This is a genomic window from Stutzerimonas azotifigens (assembly GCF_013522725.1).
Taxonomy (GTDB): domain Bacteria; phylum Pseudomonadota; class Gammaproteobacteria; order Pseudomonadales; family Pseudomonadaceae; genus Stutzerimonas; species Stutzerimonas azotifigens_A.
This window is the reverse complement of the sequence record NZ_JAAMRF010000009.1, coordinates 15,016-28,783: the sequence shown is the minus strand read 5'-3', so window position 1 is coordinate 28,783 and position 13,768 is coordinate 15,016. Positions and strand designations below refer to the sequence as shown.

General features: G+C 62.2%; 12 protein-coding genes and 1 pseudogene. 8 read left to right on the top strand and 5 right to left on the bottom strand.

Annotation, left to right across the window (positions count from 1 at the left end):
- Positions 1–3: 3 nt before the first annotated feature.
- Together G7026_RS16980 and gloB are read right to left on the bottom strand one after the other, a co-directional pair.
- Positions 4–1,575: a LysM peptidoglycan-binding domain-containing protein gene (locus tag G7026_RS16980; RefSeq protein WP_181072103.1), complete on the bottom strand. Its 1,572-nt coding sequence runs from the start codon at positions 1,573–1,575 to the stop codon at positions 4–6.
- A gap of 101 nt (positions 1,576–1,676) precedes the next feature.
- Complete coding sequence (gene gloB / locus G7026_RS16975; RefSeq protein ID WP_181072102.1) at positions 1,677–2,453, bottom strand: hydroxyacylglutathione hydrolase; 777 nt, start codon at positions 2,451–2,453, stop codon at positions 1,677–1,679.
- 105 nt (positions 2,454–2,558) lie between these two features.
- Here gloB and G7026_RS16970 point away from each other — a divergent pair, with 105 nt between their 5' ends.
- The 8 genes from G7026_RS16970 (at position 2,559) to G7026_RS16935 (ending at position 11,261) form a co-directional block, all read left to right on the top strand.
- A complete protein-coding gene (locus G7026_RS16970; RefSeq protein ID WP_181072101.1) occupies positions 2,559–3,317 on the top strand; it encodes a class I SAM-dependent methyltransferase in 759 nt (252 codons plus the stop codon).
- Positions 3,318–3,399: 82 nt separating this feature from the next.
- Positions 3,400–3,855 (top strand): ribonuclease HI, encoded by a 456-nt coding sequence (gene rnhA / locus G7026_RS16965; RefSeq protein WP_181072100.1) that lies wholly within the window; start codon positions 3,400–3,402, stop codon positions 3,853–3,855.
- A gap of 11 nt (positions 3,856–3,866) precedes the next feature.
- A complete protein-coding gene (gene dnaQ / locus G7026_RS16960; protein ID WP_181072099.1) occupies positions 3,867–4,613 on the top strand; it encodes a DNA polymerase III subunit epsilon in 747 nt (248 codons plus the stop codon).
- A gap of 75 nt (positions 4,614–4,688) precedes the next feature.
- Positions 4,689–6,941, top strand: a complete 2,253-nt coding sequence (locus G7026_RS16955; protein WP_181072098.1) for an Orn/Lys/Arg family decarboxylase — start codon at positions 4,689–4,691, stop codon at positions 6,939–6,941.
- Between the two features lie 175 nt (positions 6,942–7,116).
- The gene (locus tag G7026_RS16950; protein WP_181072097.1) at positions 7,117–7,929 is read left to right on the top strand and encodes a crotonase/enoyl-CoA hydratase family protein; all 813 of its coding nucleotides are present in this window, start codon (positions 7,117–7,119) and stop codon (positions 7,927–7,929) included.
- A gap of 37 nt (positions 7,930–7,966) precedes the next feature.
- Positions 7,967–9,649, top strand: coding sequence for a ferrous iron transporter B (locus G7026_RS16945; protein WP_181072096.1), 1,683 nt, complete (start codon positions 7,967–7,969; stop codon positions 9,647–9,649).
- Positions 9,649–10,482: an NAD(+) diphosphatase gene (gene nudC, locus G7026_RS16940; protein ID WP_181072095.1), complete on the top strand. Its 834-nt coding sequence runs from the start codon at positions 9,649–9,651 to the stop codon at positions 10,480–10,482. Before G7026_RS16945 ends, nudC begins: the two co-directional genes overlap by 1 nt.
- Positions 10,483–10,613: 131 nt before the next feature.
- Complete coding sequence (locus G7026_RS16935) at positions 10,614–11,261, top strand: hypothetical protein (RefSeq protein ID WP_181072094.1); 648 nt, start codon at positions 10,614–10,616, stop codon at positions 11,259–11,261.
- A gap of 60 nt (positions 11,262–11,321) precedes the next feature.
- Here G7026_RS16935 and G7026_RS16930 read toward each other — a convergent pair whose 3' ends face one another.
- The 3 genes and pseudogenes from G7026_RS16930 to G7026_RS16920 all read right to left on the bottom strand — a co-directional run.
- Complete coding sequence (locus G7026_RS16930; RefSeq protein WP_181072093.1) at positions 11,322–12,089, bottom strand: SDR family oxidoreductase; 768 nt, start codon at positions 12,087–12,089, stop codon at positions 11,322–11,324.
- Between the two features lie 58 nt (positions 12,090–12,147).
- Positions 12,148–13,215 carry a phosphotransferase family protein gene (locus tag G7026_RS16925; RefSeq protein ID WP_181072092.1) on the bottom strand — a complete coding sequence of 356 codons (1,068 nt, stop codon included), beginning with the start codon at positions 13,213–13,215 and terminating at the stop codon, positions 12,148–12,150.
- A 201-nt stretch (positions 13,216–13,416) separates the two neighbouring features.
- Positions 13,417–13,743, bottom strand: a pseudogene (locus G7026_RS16920) (SCP2 sterol-binding domain-containing protein); the annotation flags it as partial.
- Positions 13,744–13,768 lie beyond the last annotated feature (25 nt).

Here is a 13,768-nt window from a genome sequence, read left to right as displayed (position 1 = left end):
GTCTCAGGGAAGATAAAGCGTCAGCGTCTGGCCCGGCTTGAGCACGCTGCTGCTGGGATTCCAGCTCTGCAGACTTTGCAGCTGAACGTTGAAGCGCTTGGCGATCATGTACAGCGAGTCGCCGCGCTGCACCTTGTAATAGGTTGGGCTGGAGTCCTGACTGGCCCGAGGTTTCGCCGCGGCCAGCTTGACTGCGGGGCCCTGCAGGAAAAGCGCCTGGCCGACACGCAGGTTGCTTCCGGAGAGACGGTTCCAGCGCTGCAGATCCTGTACCGACACGTTCTGCGCCTTGGCGATGCCCCAGAGGTTGTCGCCTTGGCGCACGCGGTAGCTGCGTGGTGCCGAGGCATTGCTTTTGGCTACGGCCTGGCCGAGTGGCGAAGCGGGTTCGGGCGTCGTCGAGCCCGGGATGCTGAGCGACTGGCCAATGCTCAGGCGATCGTCGGTCAGGTGATTGATTTCGCGCAGCGTGCTCACCGTCAGTTGATGACGGGTGGCGATGGCGCTCAGGGTGTCGCCACGGCGCACCTGATATTGCTGCCATAGCACCACGTCGGACGGTTTCATCAGCGCCAGGCTGGCAGCAAGCATTTCCGCTTTTTCCGCCGGAACCAGCAATTGCTGTGGGCCGTCGAGGGTGATGCGTTGCTTGTAGGCGGGGTTGAGCTGGAACAGCTCGTCTTCGTCCAGATCAGCCATTGAGGCGAGCTGGGCCAGATTCATCCGTTGTTTGACGGGGATGGCTGCGAAGTAGGGCTCGTTGGCGATGGGGCTGAGCGCGATGCCGTAGGCCTGCGGCGACATCACCATCTGCGACAGCGCCAACAGCTTGGGCACGTAGTTACGTGTTTCCTGCGGAAGCGCCAGGTTCCAGTAATCGGTCGGCAAGCCAAGCTTCTGGTTGCGCTCGATCGCGCGGCTGACGGTGCCTTCGCCGGCGTTGTAGGCCGCCAGCGCCAGTAGCCAGTCGCCATTGAACATGCCGTGCAGACGGGTGAGGTAGCTCAGCGCGGCGTTGGTTGAAGCTGTGATGTCGCGTCGGCCGTCATACCAGTTGGTCTGGCGCAGGTTGTAGTGCAGCCCGGTGGACGGAATGAACTGCCAAAGGCCAACGGCATGGGCGCGGGAATAGGCCAGAGGGTTGTACGAGCTTTCGATCACCGGTAGCAGCGCCAGCTCCAGCGGCATGTCGCGTTCTTCGAGGCGTTCGACGATGTAGTGGATATAGGGGGCGCCGCGCTCGGTGGCCTGCTCCACGGAGCGTGTGTTGTTGGCGAACAGGAGACGCTGTTGCTCGATGCGAGGATTGGCGTCGGTCAGATCCTGCAGCTTGAACCCTTCACGCAGACGTTCCCATATGTCCTCATGCGTCACAGGTGACGGCGTATCCGTCAGCCAGACCGGCTCTTGCTGCAGGCCGCGGGCGAACGGGCTCGGCTTGCGGGGCGCGTCTACGTCGTGCTGACCGGTGGTGGTCTGACAGCCGGTAATGGCCAGGCAGACCGCGAGGGCGAGGACCCGACCGGAGGCTGCCAAAGCGTCCGAGTCGAGGCGTTTTAGAGGGACTGACTGCATTGGCTGGAGGGGTTCCCGGGCGCAAAGGTCGGGCGATTCTAGGAACGCATCCTGGGAGGGTCAAGCGAAGCAGCCCCGATTTGGGGCACCGTCGACCTTCTTCAGAAGCGATCCTTCCAGGCGCGAAGCGCGGCGAATACGTCGATTTCGGTAGTCAATTCGGTGCCACTCTGGCGGCTCGCCGCGTCCCGTACGTCGGGCTCGGCACTGCGCAGGAATGGATTCGTCTGAAGCTCCAGCGCGAGTGTGCTTGGCAGGCTGATATCACCCCGTTCACGCCACTCGGTGACCTCCTGTAACCGTTTGTGAATAGCAGCGTTGCCCGGCTGGACGGCTTGGGCGAAGCGCAGATTGCTCAGCGTGTACTCGTGCGCGCAATACACGAGGGTCTCGGCGGGCAGGGCGGTGAATTGCTGCAAGGACTCGAACATCTGCGCAGCGGTGCCTTCGAACAGTCGTCCGCAGCCCGCTGCGAACAAGGTGTCGCCGCACAGCAGCCAAGGCTTGGGGCCGTTATGGAAGTAGGCGATATGCCCCAGCGTATGGCCGGGTACGGCGATCACACGCAGCGCGAGGCCAAGCAGTTCAACACGGTCTCCGTCGGCCAGGGCGACGTCTCGGCCGGGAATAGATTCGCTGGCAGGGCCATGAACGCGAGCGCCGGTCGCGGCCTTCACCGCGTCGACGCCACCGACGTGATCGTGGTGATGGTGCGTGATCAGGATATCGCTCATCTGCCACCCCGGATTGGCCTCGAGCCAGCGGAGCACCGGCGCCGCATCGCCCGGATCGACCACTGCGCAGCGCTGCGTATCGTCGTCTTGAAGGAGCCATATATAGTTGTCGGTGAAGGCAGGCAGTGCGGTGATGGTGAGCATATTGCGGTCGCCAAGAGAGGGACAAAGGCGCATCCTAGCAGGCTCATTGAACAGATGGCGGGCGCTCCGGCGGGGTGCCGGCGCAATCGATGAACGGAGTTGACGATGAAGCCTTTACCGTCCACCCAGCTCGATTCCCCCTGGTCGAACATGATCCGCGACGCCAGTGAATGGTTCGCCGGTCCCCTTGGCCAACAGCTTCTGGCGCAAGAGAAGCGGGCTCTAGGCGACGAATTGGATCGCTGCTTCGGCAGTTATCTGGTGCATTACGGTCCCTTTGTCGATTCGCTGCCCGAGTCGCCGATGATCAAGCGCAGCGTGAGAATCGGCGCGGCACTGCCGGGTGTCGAAATTATCTGCGACGAGCAGGCCTGGCCCTTGGGCGAGCATGCGGCGGATATCGTGGTGCTCCAGCACGGACTCGACTTCAGCCATTCACCCCACGCGTTGCTGCGCGAAGCGGCGCGCAGTGTGCGACCAGGCGGGCATCTGCTGATCATCGGAGTCAACCCCTGGAGCGCTTGGGGCGTGCGGCGTGCAGTCTCGCGTGAGGCGTTCCGCCACGCGCGCTGCATACGCGCTAGCCGCGTCGGGGACTGGCTGAACCTGTTGGGATTCGCACTGGAGAAACGCAGGTTCGGGTGCTATTGTCCGCCGCTTTCGTCGAGCCGCTGGCAATCGCGCCTGGCGCGCATGGAACCGGTTGGCCAGCGAATCCAGGTGCCGGCTGGCGGGTTCTATCTGCTCGTGGCACGCAAGCTGATGGTGGGGCTCCGGCCTTTGCGCCAGGACCGCCGCGAGCGGATGGGCAAGCTGATCCCCATGCCCGTCGCCAAGATCAGTCGCCGAGACGTCGAGCAATAGCCTCGCTTGACCTGGTCTTGGCGCCCACATTGTCGGTACTCCTTCAATTTGCCTTTTCAGGGCGCAAGGTGTTTTTTCATTCATGAGCGATACCCAGGTTGAGATCTATACGGACGGCGCGTGCAAGGGCAATCCTGGCCCCGGCGGTTGGGGCGCGCTGCTGATCTACAAGGGCGTCGAGCGCGAACTCTGGGGCGGTGAGGCCGAGACCACCAACAATCGAATGGAGCTGATGGCTGCTATCCGGGCGCTGGCCGAACTCAAGCGTTCCTGTGAGGTGCGTCTGGTGACCGATTCCCAGTACGTCATGCAGGGCATTACCGAGTGGTTGCCGAACTGGAAGAAGCGGGGCTGGAAGACAGCCGCCAAGCAGCCAGTGAAGAATGCCGATCTCTGGCAGCAGCTCGACGAGCAGGTCAACCGACACCAGGTGCGCTGGGAATGGGTCCGCGGTCACACCGGCCATCCAGGTAACGAGCGCGCCGACCTCTTGGCCAACCGCGGCGTGGTCCAGGCCAAACGACAACCCATTTTGTAAGCGAGCAACAGATGCGCAGCGTAGTACTCGATACCGAAACCACTGGCATGCCAGTCACCGATGGTCACCGAATCATCGAGATCGGTTGTGTGGAAGTCATCGGCCGAAAGCTGACCGGCCGGCATTACCATGTCTATCTGCAACCTGATCGGGAAGTGGACGAGGGCGCCATCGCGGTACACGGGATCACCAACGAGTTTCTGGTGGACAAGCCGCGCTTTCGGGACGTTGCCGACGAATTCTTCGAGTTCATCAAGGACTCGCAGCTGATCATCCACAACGCGGCGTTCGACATCGGCTTCATCAATAACGAATTCGCCCTGCTCGGTCAGCGCGATCGTGCCGAAATCACTGATCATTGTTCGGTGCTCGACACCCTGCTGATGGCGCGCGAGCGCCACCCGGGTCAGCGCAACAGCCTCGATGCCCTGTGCAAGCGCTATGGTGTCGACAACTCCGGTCGCGACCTGCACGGCGCCTTGCTCGACGCCGAGATCCTTGCCGACGTCTACCTGACCATGACCGGCGGACAGACCAACCTGTCCCTGGCCGGTGATGGTGCCGACCAGAACAGTGGCGGCCGGGCGGTGCCCACGCCGATTCGGCGTCTACCCGCGGATCGCCGCCACACGAAGGTTCTGCGTGCCAGCGAAGAGGAGATCGCGCTGCATGTCGCGCGGCTGGCGGCCATCGAGAAGTCGGCCGGTGGCGCCTCGCTTTGGGCACAGCTGGAGCAGCCTTCCGCGCCAAATGCCTGACGGGCGCCTCGCGACCGGGTTTGCCAGCGGGCCTCAAGCCTCTACCCTGAAGGAGAATTCCTTCAGGAACGGCGCATGTACAAAGACCTCAAGTTTCCGATCCTCATCGTCCACCGCGACATCAAGGCCGACACCGTCGCTGGCGAGCGCGTGCGTGGTATTGCTACGGAGCTGGAGCAGGACGGCTTCACCATTCTGCCGACGGTGAGTTCGGCCGAGGGGCGGATCGTCGCCTCGACTCACCACGGATTGGCCTGCATTCTGGTGGCCGCCGAGGGCGCTGGGGACAACCAGCGCTTGCTGCACGACGTCGTCGAGCTGATTCGAGTGGCCCGACGGCGTGCGCCGAAGCTGCCGATCTTCGCCCTTGGCGAGCAGATCACCATCGAGAACGCACCGGCTGAAGCCATGGCGGACCTCAACGAGCTGCGTGGCTTGCTCTATCTCTACGAGGACACGGTGCCGTTCCTGGCTCGCCAGGTGGCCCGCGCGGCGCGCAACTACCTGGAAGGGCTGTTGCCGCCATTCTTTCGCGCCCTGGTTCAGCATACCGGCGAGTCCAACTATTCCTGGCATACGCCAGGGCATGGCGGCGGCGTGGCGTTTCGCAAGAGTCCGGTCGGTCAGGCATTCCATCAGTTCTTCGGTGAAAACACGCTGCGTTCGGATCTCTCGGTCTCGGTGCCCGAACTCGGTTCGCTGCTGGACCATACCGGCCCGCTGGCCGCTGCCGAGGAGCGCGCCGCGCGCAACTTCGGTGCCGACCATACCTTCTTCGTCATCAACGGCACCTCTACCGCGAACAAGATCGTCTGGCACTCGATGGTCGCGCGCGACGACCTGGTGCTGGTGGATCGCAACTGCCATAAGTCGATCCTGCACTCGATCATCATGACCGGGGCGATTCCGCTGTACCTCACGCCGTCACGCAACGAGCTGGGCATCATCGGGCCGATTCCGCTAAACGAGTTCAGTCGCGAATCGATTCAGGCAAAGATCGATGCCAACCCGCTGACCCGTGGGCGAGAACCGAAGGTTCGTCTGGCCGTGGTGACCAACTCCACCTACGACGGGCTCTGCTACAACGCCAATCTGATCAAGCGCACGCTGGGTGACTCGGTCCAGGCGCTGCATTTCGACGAGGCCTGGTACGCCTATGCGGCGTTCCATGAGTTCTATGACGGCCGCTACGGGATGGATACCCGGGAGCAGGGGCCACTGGTGTTCACCACCCATTCGACCCACAAACTGCTGGCGGCCTTCAGCCAGGCTTCGATGATCCATGTGCTGGACAGCCAAACGCGTCAGCTCGATCGCGACCGTTTCAACGAAGCCTTCATGATGCACATCTCCACCTCTCCGCAGTACGGCATTCTCGCGTCGCTGGATGTCGCTTCGGCGATGATGGAGGGGCCTGCCGGGCGTTCGCTGATCCAGGAGACTTTCGACGAGGCGCTGAGTTTTCGCCGTGCGCTGGCCAACCTGGGCGCCAACCTCGCTGCGGATGACTGGTGGTTCGGGATCTGGCAGCCCGAGTCGGCCGACGGTGTCGATGAGGTGACGGTGCGAGACTGGCTGCTGGAGCCCGATGCGTCCTGGCACGGCTTTGGCGAGATCGCACCCGACTACGTACTGCTCGACCCGATCAAGGTCACTCTGGTCACGCCCGGGCTCACCGCATCCGGCGGGCTGGGCGAGCGGGGCATCCCGGCGGCTGTGGTCAGCAAGTTTCTCTGGGAGCGCGGGCTGGTGGTCGAGAAGACCGGGCTGTACTCGATGCTCGTGCTGTTTTCCATGGGCATCACCAAAGGCAAGTGGAGCACGCTGCTGACCGAACTGCTGGAGTTCAAGCGGCACTACGATGCCAACCTGCCTCTGTGCGATGCCTTGCCTTCGGTAGCACGGGCAGGTGCCTTGACCTACCAGGGCATGGGGTTGCGCGACCTTTGCGACGCCCTGCATGGCTGCTATCGGGAGAATGCCACTGCACGCGCGATGCGCAGGATGTACACCGTTCTGCCCGAGCAGGCGATGAAGCCCGCCGATGCGTATGACAAGCTGGTGCGCGGGGACGTAGAGGCGGTCCCGCTCGATGAGCTGGAAGGGCGCGTGGCCGCGGTGATGCTGGTGCCTTATCCGCCGGGCATTCCGCTGATCATGCCCGGCGAGCGCTTCACGGCCGAGAGCCGTTCGATTCTGGATTACCTGCGCTTCGCCCAGACGTTCGCGACGCGCTTCCCTGGATTCGACGCCGATGTCCATGGCTTGCAGAACGAAGTGGACCCGTCAGGCGCGATCTACACGGTGGACTGCATTCGTGGGATTTGAGACCGCTTTGTGCCATTCATCAGAGGCTTATGTGTGTAATGTCAAAAATCTTCTTAACTCATGCCGTGGGCTGATTCACATCGTCCCGCATCGACATTCCCCCTGCGCTTGTTATAGTTGCGCGGCTTAGATCTTTGCCTTGCGTCTAAGTGCCCTGGCTGTCGAGGGAGATAGCGTGATCGAGTACAAAGCCTTCCGTATAGAGCTGGCCGACAAGGTCGCCCATGTGGTGATCAACCGACCCGATAAGGTCAACGCCATGAACGCCGACTTCTGGTCGGAGATCGTCGAGATCTTCCGCTGGATAGACGAGACGGACGAGGTGCGCGTGGTCGTTTTGTCCGGTGCGGGCAAGCATTTCTCTTCGGGTATCGATTTGCTGCTTCTGGCCCAGGCGGCCAGCGAGCTGGGCAAGGATGTCGGCCGCAATGCCGAGCGGCTGCGGCGCAAGATCCTTTCGTTGCAGGCGTCGTTCAATGCCGTGGACCTGTGTCGCAAGCCGGTGATCGCGGCCATCCACGGTTACTGTCTGGGCGGCGCGATCGATCTGGTCTCGGCCTGTGACATGCGCTATTGCACGCTCGATGCGCAGTTCTCGATTCGCGAGATCGACATGGGCATGGCGGCGGATGTAGGCACGCTACAACGGCTGCCACGCATCATCGGCGATGGCATGATGCGCGAACTGGCCTTCACTGGCCGTACCGTCGAGGGTGAAGAGGCCAGGGCTATCGGCCTGGTCAACCGCACCTATGCCGATCAGGCAGCACTGCTCGATGGCGTATTCACGCTGGCGCGGGAAATTGCCGAGAAATCCCCGGTGGCGATTCGGGGGACCAAGGAAATGATCCGCTACATGCGCGATCACCGTGTCGACGACGGCCTGGAATACATCGCCACCTGGAATGCCGCCATGCTGCAATCGGCCGATCTGAAAGTGGCCATGGCAGCGCATATGAGTAAACAGAAGCCGGACTTTGCCGACTGATGCACCACCTGAACGTTGCGCGGGAGGCGCACTAGGCATGGTTACTGGAGCTACATCACTCAGTCTCGTTCGCGATGAGTTGTTCGCCACCATGGAAGAGGCCGAGCAGAGCCTCGAGCACTTCATCGTCGATCGCAACAACGGCAGCCTGCTACAGCAGGCGGTCGAAAGCCTGCATCAGGTTCGCGGTACGCTGAACCTCATCGAGCTCACTGGTGCCGAACTGCTTGCGCAGGAAATCCTGCAGCTTGCGACCGACATACCGGTCGGCGCCGGGGAAGATCGCGACACCCAGCTGGCGGCGTTGAGCAATGCGCTCTATGTGCTCGGGCGCTACCTGGAAAGCGTCGACGCCAGCCGTCAGGAGATCCCCGAACTGTTACTGCCGGCGATCAATGCCTTGCGTCTCGCCGCGGCGCAGCCGCCGTTGCCGGAAAGCTTCTTTTTCAGCGTACGCCTCGACCAGCCGCGTCCGGATCTCGGGCGTGCATCCAAGGCCCCGGCAGATCTGGCAGGCGAAGCGCGCCGGTTGCGGCACATGTACCAGGTCGGCCTGCTTGGCTTCCTTCGCGAACAAAACCTGCAGGCCAGCCTGAAGCTGATGGTTCGTGCGCTCACTCGTCTTGATGCGCTGCTCTGTCATTCCCCCAGCGGCCGGCTGTGCTGGCTGGGCAGTGCGGCGCTGGAGGCTCAGCTCGACGGCCAGTTGCTGCCGCGCAAATCGCGCAAGCAGCTGTTTTCCCGACTCGACCGCGAACTCAGACAGGTCGTCGGTAATCCGGGCTACGAGGCGCCGCGCAACCTGCTCAAGGAACTTCTCTATCTGGTGGCCTTGGCCGACAGCGCAGGTCCTACCGTAAGCCAGGTACGCGATGTTTTCGGTCTGGCCTCGCTGCCGTTCACCGATCACATGCTTGAAGAGGAATACCATCGTCTGTCTGGTCCGGGGCAGGCGGTGATGAAATCCCTGTCTTCGGCCATTCGCGAAGAGATGGCCAGCCTCAAGGACCTGCTCGATCTGGTCGAGCGCGGTACCGCGCCGGCCGAAGCCTTCTCCTCGCTGCATACCCTGATCGCCAAGCTGGCGAAGACCCTGGGCATGGTGGGGCTTTCTTCTGCGGCCAACGCGCTGCACGCGCAGCTGCAGGTGGTCAGTGCCTGGAGCCATGAAGAGGCGCCGCAGCCGGAAGTGCTGCAGAAGCTTGCCGATGCCGTGCTCTATGTAGAGAGCATGGTCGCCAGCCTGGAGCGTGGCGAGCGTCGCGATGCGCGTCCGCAGATTGCGCAGCCTGGCCAGGAAGGCGAGACCTTCGCCAACCATCAGCTGACCGAGGCGCGCATCGTCGTGCTCGACGAGGCTACTGCCGGCCTTGCGCTGGCCAAGCGGGCGATTACTGCTTACCTGGAGTCCAACGGCGACAAGCTGCATTTGGCCAACGTGCCGTTCAGCCTGCTGGCCGTGCGTGGTGGCCTGACGTTCCTCGACCAGGCACGCGCGGCGGAACTGATCGGTGCGTGCGCCGAGTACATCCAGAAGGAAATGATCGACAGCCCGCAGATGCCATCCGAGCAAATGCTCGAGACGCTTGCCGACGCACTGACCAGCCTCGAGTACTACCTTGAAGGCGGGGCCATACTGCGCCGCGATCAGAGCCGCTCCAGCGTGCTCGACCTCACGGCCGAAAGCGTGCGAGCCCTGGGTCTCCCGGTGGCGGCCTGATGAGCCTTCGCTGGCAACCAGAGCTGCTCGATCCGGCACAGCCGGGCGGGTGGGCTCTGGTGCATAGCCAGCAGCAATTTTTATTCGACGACAACGGCGTGCTTTTTCCACGGGACTGGCTGTACCGGCTTGATCTGGGCGTGGTCAGCGAACAGGGGCTGGGGTATTTCGACGGGGAGCCGGTGTTCCTCTTCGAGATCGCGCAGAATGAAGACGTCCCTGGGGCGCGCTGGCAGGGCCTGAGGCAGTTCATGCTGCAGGACGGCGACCGCGATCTGTTCCGCATGCTGGGATTCGCGGCGCAGATCGGTACCTGGGCGCATCAACATCGTTTCTGTGGTAGCTGCGGCACGCCCATGCAACAGCGTACCGGCGAGCGGGCCATGCATTGCCCGGCATGCGGACTGCATCAGTACCCACGCCTGTCGCCAAGTATGATCGTGCTGGTTACCCGTGGCGACGAGCTGCTGCTGGCGCGCTCGGCACGCTTCGCGCCTGGGGTCTACAGCACCCTGGCCGGTTTCGTCGAGCCGGGAGAATCGGTCGAGCAGTGCGTCGAGCGTGAGGTGCGTGAGGAAGTGGGCGTGGCCGTTCGCGACCTCAGGTATATCGGCAGCCAGGGCTGGCCTTTTCCTCACTCGCTGATGCTCGGCTTCCATGCGCAGTACGACAGCGGAGAGATCGTGCCGCAGCCCGAAGAGATCGAGGATGCTCGCTGGTTTTCCATCCATGCGCTACCCGTGTTGCCCGCACGACAGTCTATTGCGCGATACCTGATCGATCTCTACGTGGCGTCGCGCCTGGGCCTTGAGCCACCGGCCTTTCCGCGCTGAGCGCGACTGCGAACCACTCCCCATCGCCTTCATGCGCCATCCTTTATCATGATCAATGTGCCAAGCAGTCGTCGGTAGACAGCTGAGTGGGTACGGATAATTTCGACTTTCACAGGGAAGGATGAATCCTCATGCAATACCTTGGGCTGGCAATGGCCGTCGCGTTTCTGGCATTGATCGTGGTGTTGGTGGCGTTGCGCCTGTTGCTGGGCGGGCAGTGGTTGCTGGGTTGGCTGCGCGGCACGTTCGGGCTTGCGGTGCTGGCGCTGGGCTCGTTGATCGGGGTGATTGCGTATGACGTACACAACTACCGGCCGCTGCCGGACACCGGTCCCGTGGTGACGTTGACCTTCAATGCCGATGGCGCGCAACGCTATGACGTCAGGTTGGTGCAGGGTAATGATGAGCGCCGCGTCACCCTGGAAGGTGATCTTTGGCAGCTGGACATGCGCATCCTGCGCTGGAAAGGCCTGGCTGAGCTGATCGGACTGGAGCCCGGCTACCGCCTCGACAGATTGTCGGCGCGTTACCTGGCCGTCGAGCAGCAGGGTCAGGCACGGCATGCGCTGGTGTCGCTTTCCGAAAGCCCACTGGGACTGGACTTCTGGCGCTGGCTGCGTCTGGCCGGGCGTGACCTGTACCTCGTCGATTCCGAAGCGCGCCGAGTCAACTACATGCCGATTGCCAACGGTGCGGTATTCCAGGTGAACCTGGCGCCAACCGGCCTGATGGTGCAGCCTATGAATCCAGCGGCCACCCAGGCGCTCAAAGACTGGTGATACCGGGTAGGTATAAAAAAGGGAGCCGATCAGGCTCCCTTTTTTTGTAACGGCGCGCTATCAGGAAAGGTAGCCACCGTCGACATTCAGCGACACGCCGGTGGTGTAGCTGGAGGCGTCGCTGGCCAGGTAGAGCACGGCGCCTGCCATCTCGCCCGGGTCCGCAACGCGGCGCAGCGGGATCTGCTGCAGCGCGAGTTCGCGGATGGCGTCGTTCTTGACCAGCGCGGAAGCGAACTTGGTGTCGGTCAGGCCCGGCAATAATGCATTGCAGCGGATGCCGAACTGGGCGCATTCCTTGGCGAACACCTTGGTCATGTTGATGACTGCGCCCTTGGTGATCGAGTAGATGCCCTGGAAGTTGCCGGGAGAAACGCCGTTGATCGAGGCCACGTTGATGATGCTGCCGCCACCGTGCTCGCGCATCAGCTTGCCGGCCTCGATCGACATGTAGAAATAACCGCGAATGTTCACGTCGATGGTTTTCTGGAAGGCCGACAGGTCGGTGTCCAGCACATGGCCGAACTGCGGGTTGGTCGCGGCGTTGTTGACCAGGATATCGAGGCGACCGAACTGTTCGCGGATCTGCGCGAAGACCGACTGGATCTGCTCCATCTCGCCGATGTGGCAGGCAACGGCGGTAGCCTTGCCTCCGGCCGCGGTGATCGCATTGGCCACTGCCTGGCAACCGTCGAGCTTGCGACTGGAAACGATCACATGAGCGCCCTGCTGGGCGAGCAGCTTGGCGATGGCTTCGCCGATGCCGCGGCTGGCGCCAGAGACGAAGGCGATCTTGCCGTCCAGGTCGAAAAGGGTGGTCTTGGGCATGTCGGATTCCTTGTTTTTGGTCAGCGGCGCAGCTGGCCGCGATGTTTGAAGTACGAACTCAAAGCGAAGACTGGCCTATCACCTGCAAGGCCTTCTGTTCCAGCAGCCTGTTCATGTGGATGAACTGGGCGAAGCGCTTGTCCTGGGTCTGGCCGAGGTGGAAGCGGTAGTAGATCTGCTGGACGATCCCGGCCAGGCGAAACAACCCATACACATAGTAGAAGTCGATGCAGGGGATCTCGATCCCGGCACGGCTGGCGTAATAGTCGGCGAAGCCCTGGCGGGTGAGCATGCCGGGCATATGGCTCGGCTGGCGGCGTATCAGTTGCATTGGCTGCGGGTCGTCCGCTTCGATCCAGTAGGCGAGGGTATTGCCCAGATCCATCAGCGGATCGCCGAGAGTGGTCAGTTCCCAGTCGAGCACGCCAATGATCTGCATCGGGTTCTCGGCGCTGAGAATGACATTGTCGAAGCGGTAATCGTTGTGGACGATCGCGGGCTTGGGGTGGTCGGCGGGCATCTTGTCCTTCAGCCATGCCTTGACCGGCTCCCAGCTGGGGGCATCGGGGGTCATGGCTCGTTCGTAACGGTCGATCCAACCCTCTATCTGGCGCTTCACATAGCCCTCGGGCCTGCCCAGATCGCCCAGGCCGCACGCCTGGTAGTCGACGTTGTGCAATTCGACGAACTTGTCGATGAAGCTTTCGCAGAGCGCTCGCGTCTGGGAGGCATCGAAGCTTAGCTCCGATGGAAGTTCGGCGCGCAGGATGATGCCCTTGACGCGCTCCATCACATAGAACTCGGCGCCGATCACCGATTCGTCGGTGCAATGCACGTAGGCTTTGGGGCAGTAGGGAAAGCCTGAGTTGAGCTGATTGAGGATCCGGTACTCGCGGCCCATGTCGTGGGCCGATTTGGCCTTGTGGCCGAACGGTGGTCGACGTAGGACGAATTCCTGGTCCGGGTACTCGAGCAGGTAGGTCAGGTTGGAAGCGCCGCCGGGAAACTGGCTGATGCGAGGTGTGCCCACGAGGCCGTCGATATGCGTCTTGAGGTAGGCGTCAATGACGTCCGCGGGCAATTCCTCACCCTGGCGAATCGCGCTGGTCTGGTCGGTAAGCGCCATGTCTATCCCTTCTAATTATGTTCGGAGCTCGAGGCGATCCGCTAATCTAATGGGCAGCCCCGGTATCGCCAACCCCGCTCCTGGCATTATCGGCGCGGGTGTTGCCCTTAGATCAGAGCGCATGATTGCCACTGATGGCTGGGCGAAAAAAAACCGAAGCCAGAGGGCTTCGGTTTCTTTTTTCACGGCGAACGAGCGATATCAGTTGGGGAACAGTTCGCCCAGTTTCAACGCCAGCATCATGTCGCCCTCGGTGCGCAGCTTGCCCGACATGAATGCCTGCATGCCGTCGGTTTCGCCGGTCATGATGCCCTGCAGCGTCTCGCTATCCATGATCAGGGTGACGTTGGCGTCGCTGGAGTCGCCCTGCTGGATGTCACAGGTGCCGTCCTTGACCACGATGTAGTAGTTGTCGGCATCGGTGATGTTGAACTGGAAGATCAGGTCCAGACCGGCAGCCGCGCTGGAGTTGAATTTCGCCTTCATGCCTTGGATGGTTTGGTCGACGTTGCTCATGGTCATTTCCTTGTAAGTGTGGGGAGAAACATGCCGC

Bases quoted from the DNA above. Each gene is read 5' to 3' on its own strand.
- dnaQ (WP_181072099.1), top strand. From the start codon at position 3,867: ATGCGCAGCGTAGTACTCGATACCGAAACCACTGGCATGCCAGTCACC.
- rnhA (WP_181072100.1), top strand. From the start codon at position 3,400: ATGAGCGATACCCAGGTTGAGATCTATACGGACGGCGCGTGCAAGGGC.
- G7026_RS16980 (WP_181072103.1), bottom strand. From the start codon at position 1,575: ATGCAGTCAGTCCCTCTAAAACGCCTCGACTCGGACGCTTTGGCAGCC.
- gloB (WP_181072102.1), bottom strand. From the start codon at position 2,453: ATGCTCACCATCACCGCACTGCCTGCCTTCACCGACAACTATATATGG.
- G7026_RS16945 (WP_181072096.1), top strand. From the start codon at position 7,967: ATGGTTACTGGAGCTACATCACTCAGTCTCGTTCGCGATGAGTTGTTC.
- G7026_RS16935 (WP_181072094.1), top strand. From the start codon at position 10,614: ATGCAATACCTTGGGCTGGCAATGGCCGTCGCGTTTCTGGCATTGATC.
- G7026_RS16955 (WP_181072098.1), top strand. From the start codon at position 4,689: ATGTACAAAGACCTCAAGTTTCCGATCCTCATCGTCCACCGCGACATC.
- G7026_RS16925 (WP_181072092.1), bottom strand. From the start codon at position 13,215: ATGGCGCTTACCGACCAGACCAGCGCGATTCGCCAGGGTGAGGAATTG.
- G7026_RS16930 (WP_181072093.1), bottom strand. From the start codon at position 12,089: ATGCCCAAGACCACCCTTTTCGACCTGGACGGCAAGATCGCCTTCGTC.
- nudC (WP_181072095.1), top strand. From the start codon at position 9,649: ATGAGCCTTCGCTGGCAACCAGAGCTGCTCGATCCGGCACAGCCGGGC.
- G7026_RS16970 (WP_181072101.1), top strand. From the start codon at position 2,559: ATGAAGCCTTTACCGTCCACCCAGCTCGATTCCCCCTGGTCGAACATG.